Origin of the sequence: Rhizobium binae, from assembly GCF_017357225.1 — a bacterium.
Taxonomy (GTDB): Bacteria; Pseudomonadota; Alphaproteobacteria; order Rhizobiales; family Rhizobiaceae; genus Rhizobium; species Rhizobium binae.
On record NZ_CP071604.1, the window covers coordinates 1,359,249 to 1,377,624 of the forward strand.

Here is an 18,376-nt window from a genome sequence, read left to right on the forward strand (position 1 = left end):
TACTGAATTATATCAATATTGTCGATCGCGGGCTCGGGGTCGACACAAGGTCCAGGAGACGCCGGTCGCTCTGGGCGTCTCCTTATATACATGTTGCTTGTAAGGAGGATATGGCTATGAGGACAAACCTCGATTTCTCTCCCCTGTTCCGGTCGAGCATCGGCTTCGAGCGTATGTTGAACGCGCTCGAGACCGCGAGCCGCGCCGAGACGGTCGATAACTGGCCGCCCTACGACATCGTCAAAACCGGCGACGATGAGTACCGCATTGCTATGGCGGTAGCGGGCTTCTCGCGCGAGGAGCTGGCGATCACTCAAGAGCAGAACATGCTCATCGTCTCGGGGCAGAAGACCGACAGCGAAGATGTGCAATACCTGCATCGCGGCATTGCGGCGCGGTTCCAGCGTCAGTTCGAACTCGCCGACCACGTGAAGGTCGTGGATGCCGGCCTCGTCAACGGTCTGCTGACCATCGGTCTCAAGCACGAAATGCCCGAACAGTTGAAGCCGCGCCAGATTGAGATCGCAACGGTTCAGGCGAGGCCGAAAGCGGAACCGAAACCGATCGAGGCAGGCAAGCACGCGGCTTAAGCTTCGCCGGCAGTAGGCAGGTTGGCGCCGGGAGTGGCCTGAAGCCAAACGAAGAGCTTGCCCACGAACCACCAGAAAGGAGTAAACACATGAGTGTCCGTGACTTGATTCCCTGGGGTCGCAATAACGGCAACCAGGTTCCGACTTTCTTTCGCGACGATGACCGCGATCCCTTCCTGTCACTTCATCGCGAAGTCAACCGGCTGTTCGACGATGTTCTCCGTGGCTTCGGCTCCGGCCTGCCGTCACAGCGCGGCGCCAGCGGCTTCGGCGCCGGCTGGCCCAATGTGGAAATCTCCGATACCGGCAAGGAAATCAAGGTAACGGCCGAAGTCCCCGGCCTTGAGGAGAAGGACATCGAGGTCCTGCTCGATGACGGCGTTCTGACGCTGAAGGGTGAAAAACGTTCCGAGACCGAAGACAAGGAGAAGCAGTTCTCGGAGCGCTACTACGGCCGCTTCGAGCGACGCATCCCGCTCGGTTCCGAGGTCAAGGAAGATCAGGTCGAAGCCACCTTCAAGAACGGCGTCCTGACCGTAAGCTTGCCAAAAACCGAAAGGGCTCAGTCACAGGTCAAGCGCATCGCGATCAGGAGCTGATAGGTCCGCACCACCCGGTGGTCGGCCCTTGGGCGGCGCGCGCCTTCTTTTGGTCATCAGGTGAACGAGGGTGGGCGTCCCGCTGGTGATGTTAACGCGCGATCGGCCCGCTGGGTGTAGTGTCTCTACACCACGGGCCAATCGGCCGCCGGAACTCATGTCCCGAATTTAAGGGACGTGCGGTTCCTTGTTTCGCTGCGGAAGCGACGTTATCAGGGTTGCGCTCTCCGGCGCCAGCAGATCGTGTCTATCAGCAAACGCGACAAACAGACCACGGGCGGTTTCCGCCTCGATTTCGCCGCGGAGTGCGGCGGTACAAGCCTTGAGGGCAATCGAATGGGCCGCGTCTCTGAGTGTCGCCGGCCATTCGGAAAGATGCCGATAGGCTTCCATGACTGTTCGGACCTCCGCTGGAAATCCGAGGCCGACAAAAATAGTGACAGGCTTTTTGAACACATCGGGTTTCATCTTTCGCTCCTTCCCTACCGCGATGTTGAACGCGCAATCTGCGCCAAGCGGCCTGCGATAAGCGATGATGCGGCAGGCCCTTGGGCGGCGCTCGACTGGCGGCAAATTAATTGGTTTTTGCGGGTTTTCGATTCAATAGGAAACGAGGGAAAAATTGGCGGATTTTCCAACCGGAAGCGCGCATCGACGCCGTGAAACCAACCTCTGACGCGACATCGCGTCGACCCCTGACGCAGGGGTCGTGCGATGACATCGGCTCAAACGTCGCGGTCGGATTGCACCGTGCTTCCACTGATGACGCACTTCCTTTCTTGCCGGGCGAGCCGGAGGCGAAAGCCTATTTCCCCGGCTCGAACACCATGGCGTGGCCGTTGATGCAGTAGCGCAGGCCGGTGGGTGGCGGACCGTCGGGGAAGACGTGGCCGAGATGGGCATCGCAGCTGCCGCAGCGGATTTCGGTGCGCACCATGCCGTAGGTCGTGTCGCGATGTTCCGTCACCGCATCGGGCGCCACCGCTTCGAAATAGCTCGGCCAGCCGCAACCGGCGTCGAATTTCGTGTCGGAGCGAAAGAGCGGCGCGTTGCAGCCGACGCAGCGGTAAAGCCCCGTCTCGAAGGAATCCCAGTAGGGGCCGGTGAAAGCGCGCTCGGTGCCGTGCTGGCGCGTGATGCGGTATTGCTCGGGCGTCAGTTGCTCTTTCCATTCGGCATCGGTTTTATGGATCTTGGCGGTGGTTGCCGTTTCGGACATCGCGTGCTCCTTTCGCCGAGGGGGCCGTTGCGAGAAAATGTGGTGCGCCGCCCTTGCTTCATCAAGCCTCCGGCGCCGTGGGGACCGCGGCATGCGGCAATTCAAGGGAAGCCGCCTGCTTTTACATCTATTAAGGGTTTTGTGTTAGGGTTAATGTTACGTGCATTGAGGAAACATTGGTGTTTGAAGCCGCAATCGCCCTGCTCTACGGTCTCGTGACCGCGGCCGCTATCACGGTCACGATGCTGGAAGGCTGGGCCAATCATGACGGCTTGACGTTCCATCGTCTTGCCGGCCTCGTCGGGTGCCTGCTGTGGCCGCTGACGCTTGTCCTCTTTGTCCTGCACGGCTGCGTCGTCCGGATGCTGGTGCGTCTTTCCCGCTCGGCCGCCTGACCGCGCCGGCGACCGAAATCGCTTGAGACGCCTTCACGATTCGCCTAAGTCAGAAGACGAGCCGATTTGCATCGGCGTTCCGTCTGGCAGGTAGAGGAGGAGACATGGCCGATGTCACGGCTCTGACATTACTGGCCCTGTGTCTGCCGCTCGCCGGCGCTCTTGCCGCTCCCCTCGTCATCCGCATCCTCGGCGCAAATGGCGCCTGGTTGCTGGCGGCCGCTCCGCTCTTCGCCTTCCTGCATTTTCTGCGGCTGCTTCCGCAGATCGCGCGCGGTCAGACCGTCACCGGTGGTTATGCCTGGGTGCCGAGCTACAACCTCTCCTTTTCCTGGTTTCTCGACGGGCTGTCGCTGGCTTTCGCGCTGCTGATCACCGGCATCGGCACGCTGATCGTGCTCTATGCCGGCGCCTATCTCAGGGGGCACAAGGATCAGGGCCGCTTCTTCTCCTTCATCTTCCTCTTCATGGGGGCGATGCTCGGCATCGTGGTGTCCGACAGCTTCCTGATGTTCTTCATTTTCTGGGAACTGACGTCGATCACTTCCTTCCTGCTGATCGGCTTCGATCACGAGCGCGAGGCGGCCCGTCGCGCCGCCCTGCAGGCGCTTGTCGTCACCGGCGGGGGAGGGCTCTGTCTGCTCGCCGGCCTGCTCATCCTCTGGAACATGTCGGGCGTCACGCAGATGTCGCAGCTGATCGGATCGGGCGATATCCTGCGCGAAAGCCCGCTCTATCTGGCGGCTCTCATTCTGGTGCTCGGCGGCGCCTTCACCAAGTCGGCGCAGTTTCCCTTTCATTTCTGGCTGCCGAACGCCATGGAGGCGCCGACGCCGGTGTCGGCCTACCTGCACTCGGCCACCATGGTGAAAGCTGGCGTTTATCTGCTGATGCGGCTCAATCCGGTCATGGGCGCAACGCCTGCCTGGGAAATCCTTCTGCCCTTCTTCGGCGGCCTGACCCTGGCGGTCGGCACGGCGCTCGCCGTCCGCCAGACCGACCTGAAGCTCAAGCTCGCTCATACCACCGTCTCCTCGCTCGGCCTGCTCGTCATGCTGATCGGATTCGGTTCCGACGACGCGGTGGAGGCGGCGGCGCTCTATCTGGTGGCCCATTCCCTCTTCAAGGGTGCGCTCTTCATGGTCGCCGGCATCATCGATCACGAGACCGGCACGCGCGACATCACCCGGCTCGGCGGCCTCGGGCGGGCCATGCCGATGACATGGATCATCGCCCTTGCCGCGGCCTTCTCCATGGCCGGCCTGCCACCCTTCTTCGGTTTTCTCGCCAAGGAGGAGATCTATGCAGCGCTCGTCGGCGGCGACATCCGCGCCATCACCTTCACGGCGATCGCCGTCTTCGGCAATGCGCTGATGTTTGCCGTCGCTTTCGCCGTGGCGCTGAAACCCTTCCTCGGCCGGCCGGCGCAGACGCCGAAAACCGCGCACGAGGCGCCCGTCCTGCTCTGGCTGGGCCCCGCCGTCCTCGCCGTCCTCGGCCTGTTGTCGGCGGTTTTTGCGACCTTCACCCATGCCGCTCTGTCCTCGCCGATCGCGGCCGCGATCCGCGGGGCCCCGGTCGAAATTGCCATTTCGCTGGCGCCGCATATCGGCCTTCCCTTGGCCCTTTCGCTGCTGACGGTGCTGCTCGGCATCGGCGTCTACTGGCAGCTCGATCGGGCGCGATTCTGGATGGCGGTTTTTCTGCGCGCGGCCGGGCGCGGGCCGGACCATGGTTTCGACCTTGCCATGTCGGCCCTTGTCCGCTTCGCCGGCCGCCTCATCCGCATTGTCCAGCCGGGGCGGCTGGAGATCTATGTCGCCTGCACCTTCCTCTGCCTCGCCGCCATTCTCATCATTCCGCTGATCCTCTATGGTGAACTGCCGCATCTTCCCGCCTGGCCGGCAGATGTCAGGCCGCATGAATGGGCGGTCTTCCTGATCGCTGCCTTCGGCCTTGCCGCCGTGCTCGTTGCCCACGACCGGCTGACAGCGATCGTCTCGCTCGGCATCCAGGGTTTCGCCGTCGCCGTCATCTTCCTGCTGTTCGGCGCGCCGGACCTGTCCTTCACCCAATTCATGGTCGAGACGCTTTCGGTGGTCATCCTCGCCCTCGTCATGACCAGGCTTCGGCTCTCTCCCGACGACCGGCGCCGGCCCGGCCACAGGCTCTTGCACGGCGCGCTGGCGCTTGCCTGCGGCCTCGGTTTTTCGCTTCTGCTGCTGCGGGCGACGCAGGGGCCGTTCAACGAGGCGCTGACAGCATTTTTCAACGCCTATTCCAAATCGATCGCCCACGGCGCCAATGTCGTCAACGTCATCATCGTCGATTTCCGCGGCACCGACACGCTCGGCGAGATCGCCGTCGTCGCGGTGACCGGCCTTGCGATCCTGGCGCTCATCCGCATCCGTGCTGGCAGCGAGCGCAGGCTTGCGGCCAATGATCCCGATGCGGTCGGAGCAGAGGATTGATGACGTGAACACGCTGATCTTCCGCACCGTCGCTCCGTTCCTGACCGCGCTGATGCTGCTTTTTTCCGTCTTCGTGCTGCTGCGCGGCCATAACGAGCCGGGTGGCGGCTTCATCGGCGGGCTGATCGCCGCCTCGGGACTGGCGATCTTCGGCATTGCCCGGGGCGTCGCCGCCGTCCGCCGCGCCCTGTACTTCCACCCGCTGTCGATTGCCGGCTGCGGCCTCTTCCTATCGACTGTGGCCGGTCTTCTCTCCATCCTCGTCGGCGTTCCCTTCATGACCGGCCTCTGGATCTACCCGAACCTTCTCGGCCTCGAGGTGCCGTTGTCGAGCGTCATGCTCTTCGACGTCGGCGTCTATCTCGTCGTGCTCGGCGCCATCACCTCGATCGCCCTGACATTGGAAGAAAAGGAAGTGGCAATGGAAGAAAAGGAGATGGAGTGATGGAGCCGCTTCTCGCGATCCTCGTCGGCCTCTTCTTTGCCGCCGCGATCTATCTGATGCTGTCGAGGTACTCGATCCGCATTATGCTCGGCATCGCCATCCTCGGCAATGCGGTCAACCTGCTGCTCTTTACCGGCGGCCGGCTGACGCGTGCGGTGCCGCCGATCATCCCGGCGGATGTCGACGCCTTGCCCGCCGGCGCCGCCAATCCGTTGCCGCAGGCGCTTATCCTGACGGCGATCGTCATCTCCTTTTCCTTCCTCGCCTTCCTGCTGGTGCTGACCTACCGCGCCTATCAGGATCTCGGCACCGACGACACCAGCGAAATGCGCGCCGCCGAACCCGACGACCGGCCGCTGCCGCCGTTGGGGTATTGAGGATGGAGATGCGGAGCCTGATTGAAGCGCTGTCAGCTGCTTCCCTCTTCTCCCCAGCGGGGGTCCGAAGGATGGGTCGAGACCCGTCGCTCGATCCGGATTGGTGCCCGTCAGGGCGGATGAGGGGCGAGAGGAGCAATAGCGACGAGCGTCCGAAACGCAAGCGAAAGGCAGTAATTTCGGCACAACGAAGGGTAGCCTATACCGTGTGGCGGCCCCCCTCATCCGATCCTTCGGGCCACCTTCTCCCCGCCGGGGAGAAGACGGAGCAAGCCTCGCCGACCGGAAAAGAAACCTGATCGCATGGCCGCTCCCACCGCCACCGTTGATCTCTCCGCCGCCCTGGTCACCGCCCCGGTGCCCATCGGTCATTGGCTTGCCATCCTGCCGGTGGCCCATTGCATCATGCTCGGCGCCGTCCTGCTGATGGTGCGCGCCTATCCCCGCTTGCAGGCCTGGCTGGCCATTTCCGGCCTCGCGGGCTTGGCGCTGATGGATGCGGCGCTGCTTGCCAAAGTCGCGGCCGAAGGGCCGCTGACCATGGTCATGGGGCGCTGGCTGCCGCCCTTCGGCATCGCCTTCACCGTCGATCTCTTCGGTGCGCTGATGGCCTTCGCCGCAGCCCTTGCGGGGCTCGCCGGCGGCATCCATGCGCTGGCCGATATCGGCGAAAGCGGCCGCCGATACGGTTTCTTTCCGTTGCTCATGCTGCTGATGGCCGGTGTCACCGGCGCCTTTCTCACCGGCGACGTCTTCAATCTCTATGTCTGGTTCGAGGTTCTGCTGATCTCCTCCTTCGGGCTGATCATCCTCGGCTCGGAACGGCAGCAGATCGACGGCGCGCTGAAATATGCAGTACTCAACCTGATTGCCACGACCTTGTTCCTGGTCGGCGTCGGCATTCTCTATGCCGTCTTCGGCACGCTCAACATGGCCGATATCGCCGGGAAGGCGAGCGACATCGGCGGCACGGCGCCGTTGATGTCGCTGGCGAGCCTCTTCCTGCTTGCCTTTGCCATGAAGGCGGCCGCCTTCCCGGTCAATTTCTGGCTGCCCGCCGCCTATCATACGCCGCGCATCACCGTCTCGGCGCTGTTTGCCGGCCTGCTGACCAAGGTCGGCATCTACGCGCTGGTGCGGGTCATGGTCATGCTGCTGCCGGTCGAACGCGCCGAACTCAGCCTGGTGATCGCGCTCGCTGCCGCCGCCACCATTCTCGTCGGCGCGCTCGGCGCCTTGGCCGAAAACGATGTCCGCAGAATGCTCGGCCATGTCGTTATTTCGGGCATCGGCAACATGCTTGCAGGCGTCGCGCTCGGCAATGCCGGCGGCATCGGCGGCGCCGTCTTCTACGCGCTCCATTCCATGGTGCTGATGACGGCGCTTTATCTTGCCGCCGGCGAGATCGGCCGACGCGGTGGTAGCTTTTCGCTCTCGGAACTCGGCGGGCTCTATCGGCAAAGCGGCGGCTTCGCCGCGCTGTCGCTCGTGCTCTTCCTTGCCGCCTGTGGCCTGCCGCCCTTTGCCGGCTTCTGGCCGAAGGTCATGCTCGTCAAGGCGGCGCTCGATAGCGGTGCCTGGTGGTTGGCGGCGGCAATCCTCGCCGGCGGTTTCTTGACGACGATCGCTTTCGGCCGCCTCTTCCTCTTTGCCTATTGGCGCCCCGCGCCGATGGCGCTTGCGCCGTCGCGGCCCTCCTGGCGCACCGTTCTGCCGGTCGCCGTGCTGACCGCCCTCACCATCGGCTTTGGCATCCTGCCGGAACGGCTGCTGGCGCTGTCGCAAGCGGCCGCCGCCGGCCTTGTCGATCCCCGGGCCTATCTCCAGTCGGTCTTCCCGGAAGGAGCTCAGCGGTGATCGTCTTTCTCTTCAACCTGCTGCTCGCCATCGCCTGGGTCGCCGTTACCGGCAGCGCCTCGCTGCACAATCTCGTCTTCGGCTTCCTGCTGGCGGCCCTGGCGCTGGCCGTCATCCGTGAACCCTTCGGCGGCGGGGGATATCTGCGCCGCACCCGCTTGCTGCTTTCGCTGATGGCCCTGTTCCTCAAGGAACTGTCGCTGTCGGCCTGGAAGGTCACGCTCACCGTTCTCTCGCCGGATATGAAGCTGAAGCCCGGCATCTTCGCCTTTCCTCTGACGGTGACGAGCGATTTCGAAATCACCCTGCTTGCAAATCTCATCACCCTGACACCCGGCACGCTTTCCGTCGATGTCTCGTTGGATCGCCGCACGCTCTATGTCCACGCGCTCGATTGCTCCGATCCCGAGGCGACAAGTCGCGGCATTGCCAACGGTTTCGAACGCAAGATCATGGAGGCCTTCCGGTGATCACGCCTGCCGCCATCGTCGCCGTCGCATCCTCGGCCGCCCTCGTCATCCTCGGCCTGGCGCTGCTTTTGACCGTCTGGCGGGTCGTTGCCGGCCCAACATTGCCGGATCGCATCCTCGCCCTCGACATGCTGACCGGCATCGCCATCGGCTTCATCGCCGTCATCGCAATCAAGACAGGGTTTTCCCTCTACATCGATATCGCCATCTCGCTCGGCCTCGTCGGCTTCCTGGCAACCGTCGCCTTCGCCCGCTTCGTGCTGTCGCGTGGCAATGACAAATCGCCGCCATCGGCGTCCGCGACAAAGAGCGGCGCAAAGAGGCGCCCAGTTGGGAGGAAGGGAGGATGATGGCTTATCTCGTCGCAGCCGTCACCGCGGTGCTGCTTATTGCCGGTGCGTTCTTTGCCCTCGCGGCGGCCACCGGCCTGGTCCGGCTGCCCGATCTCTATACGCGCATGCACTCGGCCTCGAAGGCCGGCACCGTCGGCTCCGGCCTGCTGCTCTTTGCCGCCGGGCTCTATTCGCAGGACCCAGCGGTTATCGCCCGCGCCCTTGCCGGTTTCGTCTTCTTCCTGTTGACGGCGCCGGTTTCCGCCCATTTGCTGGCGAGGGCGGCACATCATTCGGGACACGATCTCGGTGCGATCTCGGTCCGCGATGATATGCGCAAACGCTGAGGGGTGCTATTGCGGCCTTAACCTGTTTTACGTCTGACTTATGCACAGGAACCTGTGAGTAAAGCTTGGCCTAAAGTCCTATAATTCTTCGTCGGCCATTTTTTCTCAAGAAAAACGACAAATAATAATTGGCCTTTCGGTCAAACGATGGTATTTGAAAATGCAAGTAGAATTCTGATTGCGAGTTACAATCGTACTGCTTCCAAGTCCCTCAGTTTTGATTTTTCAATGTCTAAACTGGGGCCATCGCCTGGAGCACGACGTAGTGGTTTTCGGTCAGGCAGTATAAGAACAGGTCTCGAACTTCGGAATCTAGGGGTGGATTTCACGTTTTTCGAAACAGAAGATTGCTTCCTGTGCTTTTGCTGTTCGCTTCTACGAGGCGGGTCTTTGGCGTGACAGTCAAAGATCGTTTGAGCATGCTAACAGGAGAAAAAATATGACGGATATGGCGACCGGCAATGGGCCGGAGCTGCTTGTGGAACTGACGGCCGACATCGTCGCGGCTTATGTCAGCAACCATGTTGTCCCGGTCAGCGACCTGGCAAATCTGATTTCCGACGTGCATTCGGCACTGAGCAACACATCCGTACCGCAGCCCGCTGCGGCCGTTGTCGAAAAGCAGAAGCCTGCAGTCTCTGTCCGCAAGTCCGTTCAGGACGAGCAGATTACGTGTTTGGAATGCGGCGGCAACTTCAAGTCCTTGAAGCGTCACCTGATGACGCATCACTCTCTCTCGCCGGAAGAATACCGCGAGAAGTGGGACCTGCCGACCGACTACCCGATGGTAGCGCCCGCCTATGCCGAAGCGCGTTCGCGCCTGGCCAAGGAGATGGGCCTGGGTCAGCGCCGCAAGCGCGGCCGCGGCTGAGCTTTTTCGAAAGCAGTCAACGACAAAAGCCGGGTCTTGTGCCCGGCTTTTCTGTCTGTATTTCCAATGTGATTCCAAATCTGCGAGCCGCTTTCGGGCGACATTCTGTGCCGACTCGTTAATTGACACCGGGAGTCAGACTTTAGAGCCTTTCCGGGTTAGATTGAAGCATTCTGCCGGAGCAGGTTTTCGTCAGGGCAAAGGCGATTGGCGAAGGGCATACCCCAAGGTACGTCCGAGCCAATCGCCTTTGATCCTGGCGGAAAGATGCCCGGCCCTTCGGGTTGGCTGAAACGGGCCGGTCGACCATCCGACTCCGCTTGAGCCAACAGAATGATTCAATCTAGCCCGGAAAGGCTCTACTCCGGGGAGGCCAGACATTATCCTGTTCCAGGCGGGAAAAATAATGTGTCAGACTATTTTGCGCCTATCGCAAGTGGATTTGGCGAAGGCGGGATATCACGAGGCGCCGCATCTTATGCTTCCGAGGCGAGGCGTAGAATGTATTCCTATACTATAAGCGAGTGTTAATATACTCGACGCATTCGGGCCGAATCGAATCACGTTCGGGCCGCGGCGCGGACTTTCGCCTCTTCCCGGATTCTCTTCACCATCGAGCGCAGCCCGTTCGAACGCTGCGACGACAGGTTCTCCACCAGACCGATCTTCGAGAAGATTTCGAAGGCATCGAGCGCGGCGATCTCGGATGCCGGCTTGCCGGAATAGGTGGCAAGCACGATGGCGACGAGGCCGCGCACGATGTGGGCATCGGAATCGCCTTCGAAGATCATGATTGGGTTGTCCGGATCACCCGACGTGTGCGTTACCAGCCACACCTGGCTGGCGCAGCCCATCACCTTGTTCTCGGAGGTGCGCTTTTCCTCGGCCAGTTCGGGCAGCGCCTTGCCGAGTTCGATGACATAGCGGTAGCGGTCTTCCCAATCGTCCAGGAAGGTAAAGTCGTCGATGATCTGGTCGAGGGATGCCATAAAAAGCCTTTCACCATTGGCATGGCCGGCGAAACTGCACGGCAAATTCGCCTCCGGACATGCTCTAGAACTGCATATAGGTGAAAGACCGACGGATTTGAACCGCTAAAGCGCGTCGCAGCGTCTCGGATTTGCTCTTGCTTCAGCTTTTTGTTTGCGCATGCCGCGCAAGACCCGGCGGATCTTCACGGGTGATGCGGTCTTAAAAGAAACGCCGTGAGGGATGGGCATCCTCACGGCGTAGCAAGATGCTGAATTAAACAGGGCAGGCACGTCAGGCATGGAGCATTTCCGCATCATGCGGACCACCGATGCAAGTTCAGGCAATTCCGGCTGCGAAGCTGTTTCTATCCGGAATTGCGTCAACAGAATAAAGAATTCGAAATGCGCTGCGGGCGGGCGCGCCGCAGTGTCGTCAGATCGCCGGTTTCGGCGTCGGCAGCGGGATCGCGCCGGTGACCACCGTCTCGGCGGCCGTTTCATCGTCGACCGGCGGACGGTAGGGCATCGGCTGGTTGAGCGCAGCCTTTGCCTCGAGCACCTTCTCCTGGACGGAAGGAGCGGCGAGGGAGGGCATGGCGGGTGCCGTCCCTTTTGCCGTTTCGGCGGGTCTTGCGGTCGTTGCCTGCTCGTCGCTGAACTGGCTGTCGAGCAGTTCATAAGCGACGTGGGCGCCCTCGCGGGCCCGGTAGCCGAGCGCCGTCAGGGTCTCCGCGCCCTTGGCGCAGACCTCGGGCTTTTCCGAGCACATGCCGGTCAGATAGTCATAGGCGCCGCTCGCCGCAGCAAAGGCGTCCGAAAGCTGCAATTGGGGGCCGCTGGCGAGCTTGTCGGAACTCTCCGTGCTGAAGACGGAAAGAAGCACGAGCACAAGGCCAAACCAGAAGGATCCTTTGATCAGAAACCACATTGTCGTTGCCCATCCTGTTTTCCCGTCCGGTTCTTTTCGCCGAATCAGGCCGGTTGTCCGGTGTGCTTTCACCCTATCGACAAGTTGCGAATGCCGCTTTTCGAAACTCGCGCGCATTTGCGGCAAATTTAATTCAAATTGTAGCGAAGCGGATTTGAGCCGCATTTAAATCGAATGCCAGCGATTGCCGTTAAGCATCAGGGCAGCACCTCCTTGCAATTGCAGGGCTTTTGGCCACTCGCCTTGCCACAGGAGTTAACGCCATGCTGAAATATGAGGGAATTCCGTTGCTTACCGGCTATTAACCACAAAAGGCAAAGGGGCTCTCGGATGCCTCAAAACGGGAATTTCCACCCTTTCCGACTGTGAACAGCGCTTTTGCCTTATCCTTTCCTTAAGTCGCGGGGGCCTATTGTCCGGATCGACAGACAGCCTTTTTCGGGCGGGTATTGCGTGCGAGTATTGAGTGACATTGGCGGCTGGGTGACGGCGCTCGTAGACCGGGCGGCGACAAGCTGGCTCTCCCGGACGGGCGGCGGCGAAGCCGTGCGCCAGCGCGAGCTTGCGATTCTGCGCCGCCTCGTCCTGCTGTCCTCGGCCGCTCTCGTCGCTGCGCCCGTCGGTCTTTCTGCGGTCACCAGCCCCGCCGTCGCCTTGCCGGCCGGTGTCGCCATGGTGTGCGCCGCCTTCCTCTTTTCCGCCGTCGGCAGCATTGCGCTGGCCCGCCAGGGCTCGTCGGCCGGCATCGCCACCCAGTCGGCCGAGGACTTCTTCCTGAGCGTCACGCCCGGCCTCGTCTTGTTCTTCGATCCGCACGGCAGCGTCGCCACTATTGGCGGCCGTGACCGCCGCGATTTCCTCGCCTGGATGCGCGATCCGAAGGGCAGGGGCTTCCTGGAGCAGGTGCATGTCTCCGATCGCATCCTGTTCCTGCAGGCGCTTGATGGGCTGCGCCGCGGTGAGGATGCCGCAAGCGTCGATCTGCGCCTCGATCGGCCTTCGGTTTCGCGCGATCAGCGTCAGTTCGCTTATCTCAGAATGGATATGACTGCCCGGCGCGATGCCGATGGCGAACTCGCCGCCGTCATCGCCCAGCTGCGCGACGTCTCCGTCGAGCAGCAACTGCGGGCCGAAGCGCAAAGCCGCGCGGCCGACGCCGAATCGGCAAACGATGCCAAATCGCGGTTCCTCGCCGCCGTCAGCCATGAGCTGCGCACGCCGCTCAACGCCATTCTCGGTTTTTCCGACATTCTGATCGGCGAATATTTCGGCAAGTTCGAAAACGACCGCCAGCGTGAATATGTCGGCCTCGTCCGCGAATCCGGCGCGCACCTGCTTTCCGTCGTCAACACCATGCTCGACATGAGCAAGATCGAAGCCGGACGCTACGAGCTGATCCTCGAAGCTTTCGATATATCGGCCTCCGTCAGATCCTGCGAATCGATGCTGGCCTTGCAGGCCAAGACCAAGGGCGTCACCCTGACGAGCCGGATCCAGCGCGGCCTCGGCGAGATCGTCGCCGATCAGCGCGCCATCCAGCAGATCCTCATCAATCTCGTCGGCAATGCCGTGAAGTTCACCGAGGCCGGCGGCGTCGTCTCCGTCGATGCGGCGGCCCGCGACGGCATCCTGAAGCTGACGGTCAGCGACACCGGCATCGGTATTGCCGCCGACAAGCTGGCATTGCTCGGCCAGCCCTTCGTCCAGATCCAGAACGACTACACCCGCCGCTTCGAAGGCACCGGCCTCGGCCTTTCACTGGTCAAGGGGCTGGTGGCGCTGCATGGCGGAAATTTTGCTATCGCCAGCCAGCCGGGTGAGGGTACGATCATCACCATCGAGATCGCGGTGGACGGTTCGGGCGTCAGGCGGGCAGACGATGCCGGTCAGGGCGCGACCGTCGAGTTTCCGCCGCGGCTGAAAGACGTGGTCAAAACAGGGGTAGAATTGGAAGAGGGGCTTTTCGATGGCCGCGCGCAAGCGAAAATCGCCTAAGGGAAAAAAACGACGGCAGCAGCCGGGCCTTGTGGTGTCAGGTGCGGCCGCTCTCGGCGGCCTCGGCCTGCAGGGTGCATCTGCGCTGGGTGGTCTCGGCCTCCAGGGCGCGTCGGCGCTCGGCGGCGTCATCGGCCGCAATCCGTCGGTTGCCGGCGGCACGATCGCCTTCGTCGTCATCTTCTCTTTCGTTGCGGCCAATGCGCTCTGGTATCAGCCCGGCTTGCATCCGCATCCGATTTTCCGCACCCGCGACCCGCAGTCTTCCAACGTGCTCGGCGCTCGCCGCCCGGCTGACGAGCAGCAGGGCGAAGTCACCACCTTCCGGATCGAACGGCCGGAGGATGCCGCCATCACCAGCGCGACGCCGGCGCCGGTCGCACCGGCTCAGCAGCCGAGCGAACTCGTCATGGGCATCCAGCAGCAGCTGGTGCGTCGCGGCCTTTATAACGGTGTCCCTGACGGCATCATCGGCCCACGCACCAGCGCCGCCATCCTCTTCTTCCAGGAGACCGTCGGCATGGCCCAGACCGGCGAGGCGACGCCGGAAGTACTGGCCGCGCTGAAAACCGACGCTGCCGGGCCTTCGACCGTGCCGATGGAAAAGCCGCGTGAGGATGTGAGCTCGAAAGCGGCTGCGGAAGACCCGGTGGCCGCCGCGATCCGCAGCGCCGAAAAGACGGTCAAAACGGCGCCATCAGCGGTAAAGCAGCTTCCTTCAAGCGAGCTCACCACTGTCGACCTGGTGCTGAAGATCCAGAAGGGTCTGTCCAATATGGCCTATGCCAATGTCGGCGTCGACGGTGTTGCCGGCGAGCAGACACGGGCCGCCATCCGCCATTTCCAGAAGCACTACAACCTGCCCGAAAACGGTGAGCCGAACGAGGCGGTGCTGAAAAAACTCAAGGAAATCGGCGCGATCTGAGACGTATCGCGCAACCCGAGGCTACAACCTAAGTCTAAGACGCCGGCGCTGTTTGCAGCTTGTTAACCATGTTGTCCGAAGCTTTGCTAATAGAGGCGGGGGGACGTCGGTCATGCATGCGCTGAAGGCGATAGACGATCTGGTCGGAGAACCGGCGGTCGAAGCGGAAGGTCCTGATCGTGAGGCGTTGCGCCACATCCTCCAGCGCCTTGCCGAGGAAGCCTCCACTCTTGGCATCGATCTCGTCGATATTGCCGGTGCCATTCAGGACATGGCGGCGATGTCGGCGCGCCATGCCTCCGCCTTCGATCATGTCACCCGCACCGCTCTTTCGATTGCCGAAACCAACCGCTCGGTCGCCCTGTCGCTGCGCGAGACCGACCGCACGGCGGCCGAAGCCCGCCAGATGCTGAAGGAATCGGCCGACCGCCTGTCCGGTTCCGTCGCCGAGATCGGTCACATGGTTCAGTCCTCCAACGTCATTGGTGAGGAGATCGCCGGCTTTTCGAAGTCGCTGGCCGATGTCGACAAGATCGCCGACGAAATCAGCACGATTGCCCGCCAGACCAACCTCCTGGCGCTGAACGCCGCGATCGAGGCAGCGCGCGCCGGCGATGCAGGCAAGGGTTTCGCCGTCGTCGCCGCCGAAGTGCGCGCCCTCTCGCTGCAAACCTCGAAGGCGACCGGCTCCATTCAGGACACGCTGGATGAATTGCGGGTGAAGATCGACCGTCTGTCGTTGGTCGGCGGCGATGCGCGCAACAGTGCCGCCGGCGTGCGCGACAAGTCGGAGGCAATGCGCGGCGCCTTCGAAAGCATGGAACATGTCATCACCCGTATTCTCGACAGTTCGACTGTCATGGCCAACACCACCGAGGCTGTCGACCAGCAATGCGCCGGTTTCGTCGAAAAGCTCAGCGAGATGTCGGGCGAGGTCGCCGGGTCGAATGTCGCCCTGCAGCAGGCGGCAAAACGGGTCGATAGCGTCGTCGGTCTCTCCGAAACCCTGGTCCAGCTGACGGCGAGCGCCGGTGTGAAGACCGCCGACGGCCGCTGGATCGAGGAGGCGCAATCGGTGGCAAGGCAGATATCAGGCGCATTCGAACGGGCCGTCGCCGAGGGACAGATCGGCCTCGACGCCCTCTTCGACCGACGCTACCAACCGATACCGGGCACCGACCCGGCTCAGATGATGGCCGCCTTCACCGAGCTCACCGACCGGCTGCTGCCGCCGATCCAGGAACCGGTTCTTGCGCTGGACGAGGGCGTCGCCTTCTGCGCGGCGATCGACGAAAACGGCTATCTGCCGACCCACAACCGGAAATTCTCGCAGCCGCAGCGGCCGGGCGATGCCGTTTGGAACACTGCCAATTGCCGCAATCGCCGCATCTTCGCCGATCGTGTCGGCCTGGCAGCCGGCCGCAGCACCGCGCCTTTCCTCGTCCAGACCTATCGGCGCGACATGGGCGGCGGCAATTTCGTGATGATGAAGGATATTTCCGCGCCGATCACCGTGAGGGGCCGCCACTGGGGCGGATTGCGGTTGGCGGTCAAGGTCTGACGCATCGTCATCGTCATCATTTGACTGCGGATTGCCGATACCGGCGCGCCGGTCTATACCGCGCCGATGAGATTACGCGCCGACATCTTCGTTTCATCCCTGCTGCGCCGCGTCTTCGCCAGCGGCGATTTCGCCGCCGTGGAGAAGAAGGGGGCCGAGGAGGCCGGTGCGATCTTCATTCGCCAGCACTTCCGCGACGGCCTGGAGACGCTTTACGCACCGGCGCCGCAGACCGCCTTCGCCGAAGACGAGATCCGCGATCGCCTCTTCGAAATCCGTCTTGCGCGCAGCGAGCCGGAAGCGGTGCGGGCGATGCTGGAGCGCGAACGTCGCTTCGATCCCGATCTGTGGATCGTCGAGCTGGAGGCGGAGGAATTGGGCGACATGATCCCGCTCGCACGGGATGGCTGAGATCTGGGCCGCTTGTCAGCTCAGCGCGACCGCCGTCCGAGCATGCGCATGTCGCGCTGCACCGGTGCCTGGCGGACGAAGCGGTGGCTTTCCGTTTCCTCGAGCGCTGGCGTAACAGCCGCCTCCGGATTGTAGGTATAGCGGTCGGCGCGCCGCCAGGCCTCTACTCTTTCGTGGCATTCTTCCGGATCGAGCGCATCGAGCACCATCCAGGCGCGCGTGACATGATGCTGCTGTTCGCCCAGGTGCGGATAGAACCGTTCCAGCACGAAGACGGAGTCGAGAAAGCCCATGCCGAGGCTCGTCAACGTCGTGGCGAGCTGCTGGCCCGATAGATCGAGCATGATGCGCTCGGCAAGCCAGCGGCTGGCGGAAAGCGTGTCGGCGAGCGCGGTTGCGAAATGGGTTGCCTCGCGCGAGCGGGCAAAGCGCACCAGCAGCGCCTCCTGAATGTCGGTCAGCGTGCGCAGGCCGAGCCTGTCGTCGTCCTTGCGGCCTAGATGGCCGGCAAGGTCGAGAATGCGCTCGCGCAACGCCTCTTCATTGGCGAGACGCTGTTGCGCCAGCGCTTCGGCCTCGTTGCTCTCTGCCCGGGTCGGCGACAGCGGCACGGCCTCCGATTCTGTGATCGGCGCTGCGGGGGGCGCCGAGCGCGGCTGGGTCTGGCGCAACGCTACCAGCGCGTCGATGACCTTGGGCGAGAGCGAGTCGCGGCTGACGATCGCCTTGACATGGGCTGCGCCCTGCATGCGCGCAATGGTAATCAGCGTGTCGTCGGCAATGGCCTTGGAGGCGGCAAGAAAGGGTGCTGCGATCTCGATCGGCTGATTGCCGATGAATAGCGCCACGGCTGCCGGCATGGTCTGGCATTGGGAAAGGGCGGCGACCGCCTGGCGCTTGGCTTCGTCGGAGGAGGCCTGGAACAGCGGTGTGAAAAGCTCGGCGAATTGGCGCAGTTCGGATCGTGTCGGATGAGACAGGCTCTCGAAACTGCTGACAGTCGCCATTAACACCACGTCCTTTTTCCTGACGGCCAAGGGGCCCTCGAGGTCTCGAAACCGGTCACGCACATGCACACCCTGAAAACGCAGAACCAAGGGAACCGTGGGCCGATAGCGCTGGCGGAACACCTGTCGGATCGCACGGATATGAACAAATCCTACACCGGTACGGTTAATGGATGTTGAAGACTTTATTAAAATGCTACAGAAATATACACGTAGCGATTGTGGCCTGATGGTCGGCAACGAAAATTCCGTGGCTGTTGAAGGGCTGCAGCGGCGGGTTTCGATCGCTGTTTCGACCGCGGCAAATCGTAGCCTTGTTGTCCTCGGGTGCGGTGTGCAGCAGCTTTGCGCGGCAGTCATCGTTACGCTGCGGATCATGTTTGGTGCCGCAGGCGGCGTCTTAAGGCCCGCGCTCTTGATATGCCGTCGGCGCCGCAGCGCTACGTCACCGGGGTCGTCGGACAAGAAAGGGAGAAACAAGGGGCACGGACTGTTGCCCTTCGCTGTCGCTCGAACCCGGAAAGATTCGCGGTCGGCGATGGCTGCAAACCGCCCTCCCGATTGAGGGCGGATCGAGGCCGATCCTGGGCGGCGGCGCAACGGAT

20 protein-coding genes are annotated in these 18,376 nt (G+C 62.4%); 15 read left to right on the plus strand and 5 right to left on the minus strand.

What is annotated here, in order from left to right:
- Positions 1 to 116 precede the first annotated feature (116 nt).
- Positions 117 to 590, plus strand: coding sequence for an Hsp20 family protein (locus J2J99_RS06580; RefSeq protein WP_168294258.1), 474 nt, complete (start codon positions 117 to 119; stop codon positions 588 to 590).
- A gap of 89 nt (positions 591 to 679) precedes the next feature.
- Positions 680 to 1,189: an Hsp20/alpha crystallin family protein gene (locus tag J2J99_RS06585; RefSeq protein ID WP_168294257.1), complete on the plus strand. Its 510-nt coding sequence runs from the start codon at positions 680 to 682 to the stop codon at positions 1,187 to 1,189.
- 168 nt (positions 1,190 to 1,357) lie between these two features.
- On the opposite strand, the gene J2J99_RS06590 is transcribed toward J2J99_RS06585, so the two are convergent.
- Both J2J99_RS06590 and msrB read right to left on the minus strand, forming a co-directional pair.
- Positions 1,358 to 1,657, minus strand: coding sequence for a DUF982 domain-containing protein (locus J2J99_RS06590; RefSeq protein ID WP_168294256.1), 300 nt, complete (start codon positions 1,655 to 1,657; stop codon positions 1,358 to 1,360).
- Between the two features lie 337 nt (positions 1,658 to 1,994).
- Positions 1,995 to 2,408, minus strand: coding sequence for a peptide-methionine (R)-S-oxide reductase MsrB (gene msrB, locus J2J99_RS06595; RefSeq protein ID WP_168294255.1), 414 nt, complete (start codon positions 2,406 to 2,408; stop codon positions 1,995 to 1,997).
- A 179-nt stretch (positions 2,409 to 2,587) separates the two neighbouring features.
- On the opposite strand from msrB, the gene J2J99_RS06600 reads away from it, so the two are divergent.
- The 9 genes from J2J99_RS06600 (at position 2,588) to J2J99_RS06640 (ending at position 9,973) form a co-directional block, all read left to right on the plus strand.
- On the plus strand, positions 2,588 to 2,803 hold the full coding sequence (locus J2J99_RS06600) for a hypothetical protein (RefSeq protein WP_168294254.1): 216 nt from the start codon (positions 2,588 to 2,590) through the stop codon (positions 2,801 to 2,803).
- A 104-nt stretch (positions 2,804 to 2,907) separates the two neighbouring features.
- Positions 2,908 to 5,274 (plus strand): putative monovalent cation/H+ antiporter subunit A, encoded by a 2,367-nt coding sequence (locus tag J2J99_RS06605; protein WP_168294253.1) that lies wholly within the window; start codon positions 2,908 to 2,910, stop codon positions 5,272 to 5,274.
- 4 nt (positions 5,275 to 5,278) lie between these two features.
- Positions 5,279 to 5,719, plus strand: a complete 441-nt coding sequence (locus tag J2J99_RS06610; RefSeq protein ID WP_168294252.1) for a Na+/H+ antiporter subunit B — start codon at positions 5,279 to 5,281, stop codon at positions 5,717 to 5,719.
- Positions 5,719 to 6,096 carry a Na+/H+ antiporter subunit C gene (locus J2J99_RS06615; protein ID WP_168294251.1) on the plus strand — a complete coding sequence of 126 codons (378 nt, stop codon included), beginning with the start codon at positions 5,719 to 5,721 and terminating at the stop codon, positions 6,094 to 6,096. Before J2J99_RS06610 ends, J2J99_RS06615 begins: the two co-directional genes overlap by 1 nt.
- A 303-nt stretch (positions 6,097 to 6,399) precedes the next feature.
- On the plus strand, positions 6,400 to 7,953 hold the full coding sequence (locus tag J2J99_RS06620) for a Na+/H+ antiporter subunit D (protein WP_168294250.1): 1,554 nt from the start codon (positions 6,400 to 6,402) through the stop codon (positions 7,951 to 7,953).
- A complete protein-coding gene (locus tag J2J99_RS06625) occupies positions 7,950 to 8,423 on the plus strand; it encodes a Na+/H+ antiporter subunit E (protein WP_168294249.1) in 474 nt (157 codons plus the stop codon). Before J2J99_RS06620 ends, J2J99_RS06625 begins: the two co-directional genes overlap by 4 nt.
- Entirely contained in the window at positions 8,420 to 8,773 is a 354-nt protein-coding gene (locus tag J2J99_RS06630) for a cation:proton antiporter (protein ID WP_168294248.1), read from the plus strand. The genes J2J99_RS06625 and J2J99_RS06630 overlap by 4 nt, the downstream gene beginning before the upstream one ends.
- Positions 8,770 to 9,102, plus strand: a complete 333-nt coding sequence (gene mnhG / locus J2J99_RS06635; RefSeq protein WP_168294247.1) for a monovalent cation/H(+) antiporter subunit G — start codon at positions 8,770 to 8,772, stop codon at positions 9,100 to 9,102. Before J2J99_RS06630 ends, mnhG begins: the two co-directional genes overlap by 4 nt.
- A 439-nt stretch (positions 9,103 to 9,541) precedes the next feature.
- Entirely contained in the window at positions 9,542 to 9,973 is a 432-nt protein-coding gene (locus J2J99_RS06640; RefSeq protein ID WP_010060045.1) for a Ros/MucR family transcriptional regulator, read from the plus strand.
- Positions 9,974 to 10,533: 560 nt separating this feature from the next.
- Here J2J99_RS06640 and J2J99_RS06645 read toward each other — a convergent pair.
- Both J2J99_RS06645 and J2J99_RS06650 read right to left on the minus strand, forming a co-directional pair.
- Positions 10,534 to 10,962 carry a SufE family protein gene (locus tag J2J99_RS06645; protein WP_168294246.1) on the minus strand — a complete coding sequence of 143 codons (429 nt, stop codon included), beginning with the start codon at positions 10,960 to 10,962 and terminating at the stop codon, positions 10,534 to 10,536.
- A 415-nt stretch (positions 10,963 to 11,377) separates the two neighbouring features.
- Positions 11,378 to 11,872 (minus strand): DUF5330 domain-containing protein, encoded by a 495-nt coding sequence (locus J2J99_RS06650; RefSeq protein WP_168294245.1) that lies wholly within the window; start codon positions 11,870 to 11,872, stop codon positions 11,378 to 11,380.
- 453 nt (positions 11,873 to 12,325) lie between these two features.
- Here J2J99_RS06650 and J2J99_RS06655 point away from each other — a divergent pair, with 453 nt between their 5' ends.
- The 4 genes from J2J99_RS06655 (at position 12,326) to J2J99_RS06670 (ending at position 16,764) form a co-directional block, all read left to right on the plus strand.
- Positions 12,326 to 13,867, plus strand: a complete 1,542-nt coding sequence (locus tag J2J99_RS06655; RefSeq protein ID WP_168294244.1) for a sensor histidine kinase — start codon at positions 12,326 to 12,328, stop codon at positions 13,865 to 13,867.
- Positions 13,839 to 14,792: a peptidoglycan-binding domain-containing protein gene (locus J2J99_RS06660; protein WP_168294243.1), complete on the plus strand. Its 954-nt coding sequence runs from the start codon at positions 13,839 to 13,841 to the stop codon at positions 14,790 to 14,792. Before J2J99_RS06655 ends, J2J99_RS06660 begins: the two co-directional genes overlap by 29 nt.
- 112 nt (positions 14,793 to 14,904) lie before the next feature.
- On the plus strand, positions 14,905 to 16,353 hold the full coding sequence (locus tag J2J99_RS06665; protein ID WP_168294242.1) for a methyl-accepting chemotaxis protein: 1,449 nt from the start codon (positions 14,905 to 14,907) through the stop codon (positions 16,351 to 16,353).
- A gap of 66 nt (positions 16,354 to 16,419) precedes the next feature.
- On the plus strand, positions 16,420 to 16,764 hold the full coding sequence (locus tag J2J99_RS06670) for a DUF1491 family protein (protein WP_168294241.1): 345 nt from the start codon (positions 16,420 to 16,422) through the stop codon (positions 16,762 to 16,764).
- A 20-nt stretch (positions 16,765 to 16,784) separates the two neighbouring features.
- Here the strand turns inward: J2J99_RS06670 and J2J99_RS06675 are convergent, their stop codons facing one another.
- Entirely contained in the window at positions 16,785 to 17,834 is a 1,050-nt protein-coding gene (locus tag J2J99_RS06675) for a DUF2336 domain-containing protein (protein WP_207600955.1), read from the minus strand.
- Positions 17,835 to 18,376: the final 542 nt, after the last annotated feature.

Excerpts from the sequence above, each read along its gene's own strand:
- J2J99_RS06580 (WP_168294258.1), top strand. The coding sequence starts at position 117 with ATGAGGACAAACCTCGATTTCTCTCCCCTGTTCCGGTCGAGCATCGGC.
- J2J99_RS06585 (WP_168294257.1), top strand. The coding sequence starts at position 680 with ATGAGTGTCCGTGACTTGATTCCCTGGGGTCGCAATAACGGCAACCAG.
- J2J99_RS06590 (WP_168294256.1), bottom strand. The coding sequence starts at position 1,657 with ATGAAACCCGATGTGTTCAAAAAGCCTGTCACTATTTTTGTCGGCCTC.
- msrB (WP_168294255.1), bottom strand. The coding sequence starts at position 2,408 with ATGTCCGAAACGGCAACCACCGCCAAGATCCATAAAACCGATGCCGAA.
- J2J99_RS06605 (WP_168294253.1), top strand. The coding sequence starts at position 2,908 with ATGGCCGATGTCACGGCTCTGACATTACTGGCCCTGTGTCTGCCGCTC.
- J2J99_RS06615 (WP_168294251.1), top strand. The coding sequence starts at position 5,719 with ATGGAGCCGCTTCTCGCGATCCTCGTCGGCCTCTTCTTTGCCGCCGCG.
- J2J99_RS06620 (WP_168294250.1), top strand. The coding sequence starts at position 6,400 with ATGGCCGCTCCCACCGCCACCGTTGATCTCTCCGCCGCCCTGGTCACC.
- mnhG (WP_168294247.1), top strand. The coding sequence starts at position 8,770 with ATGATGGCTTATCTCGTCGCAGCCGTCACCGCGGTGCTGCTTATTGCC.
- J2J99_RS06640 (WP_010060045.1), top strand. The coding sequence starts at position 9,542 with ATGACGGATATGGCGACCGGCAATGGGCCGGAGCTGCTTGTGGAACTG.
- J2J99_RS06645 (WP_168294246.1), bottom strand. The coding sequence starts at position 10,962 with ATGGCATCCCTCGACCAGATCATCGACGACTTTACCTTCCTGGACGAT.
- J2J99_RS06650 (WP_168294245.1), bottom strand. The coding sequence starts at position 11,872 with ATGTGGTTTCTGATCAAAGGATCCTTCTGGTTTGGCCTTGTGCTCGTG.
- J2J99_RS06660 (WP_168294243.1), top strand. The coding sequence starts at position 13,839 with ATGGCCGCGCGCAAGCGAAAATCGCCTAAGGGAAAAAAACGACGGCAG.
- J2J99_RS06665 (WP_168294242.1), top strand. The coding sequence starts at position 14,905 with ATGCATGCGCTGAAGGCGATAGACGATCTGGTCGGAGAACCGGCGGTC.
- J2J99_RS06670 (WP_168294241.1), top strand. The coding sequence starts at position 16,420 with ATGAGATTACGCGCCGACATCTTCGTTTCATCCCTGCTGCGCCGCGTC.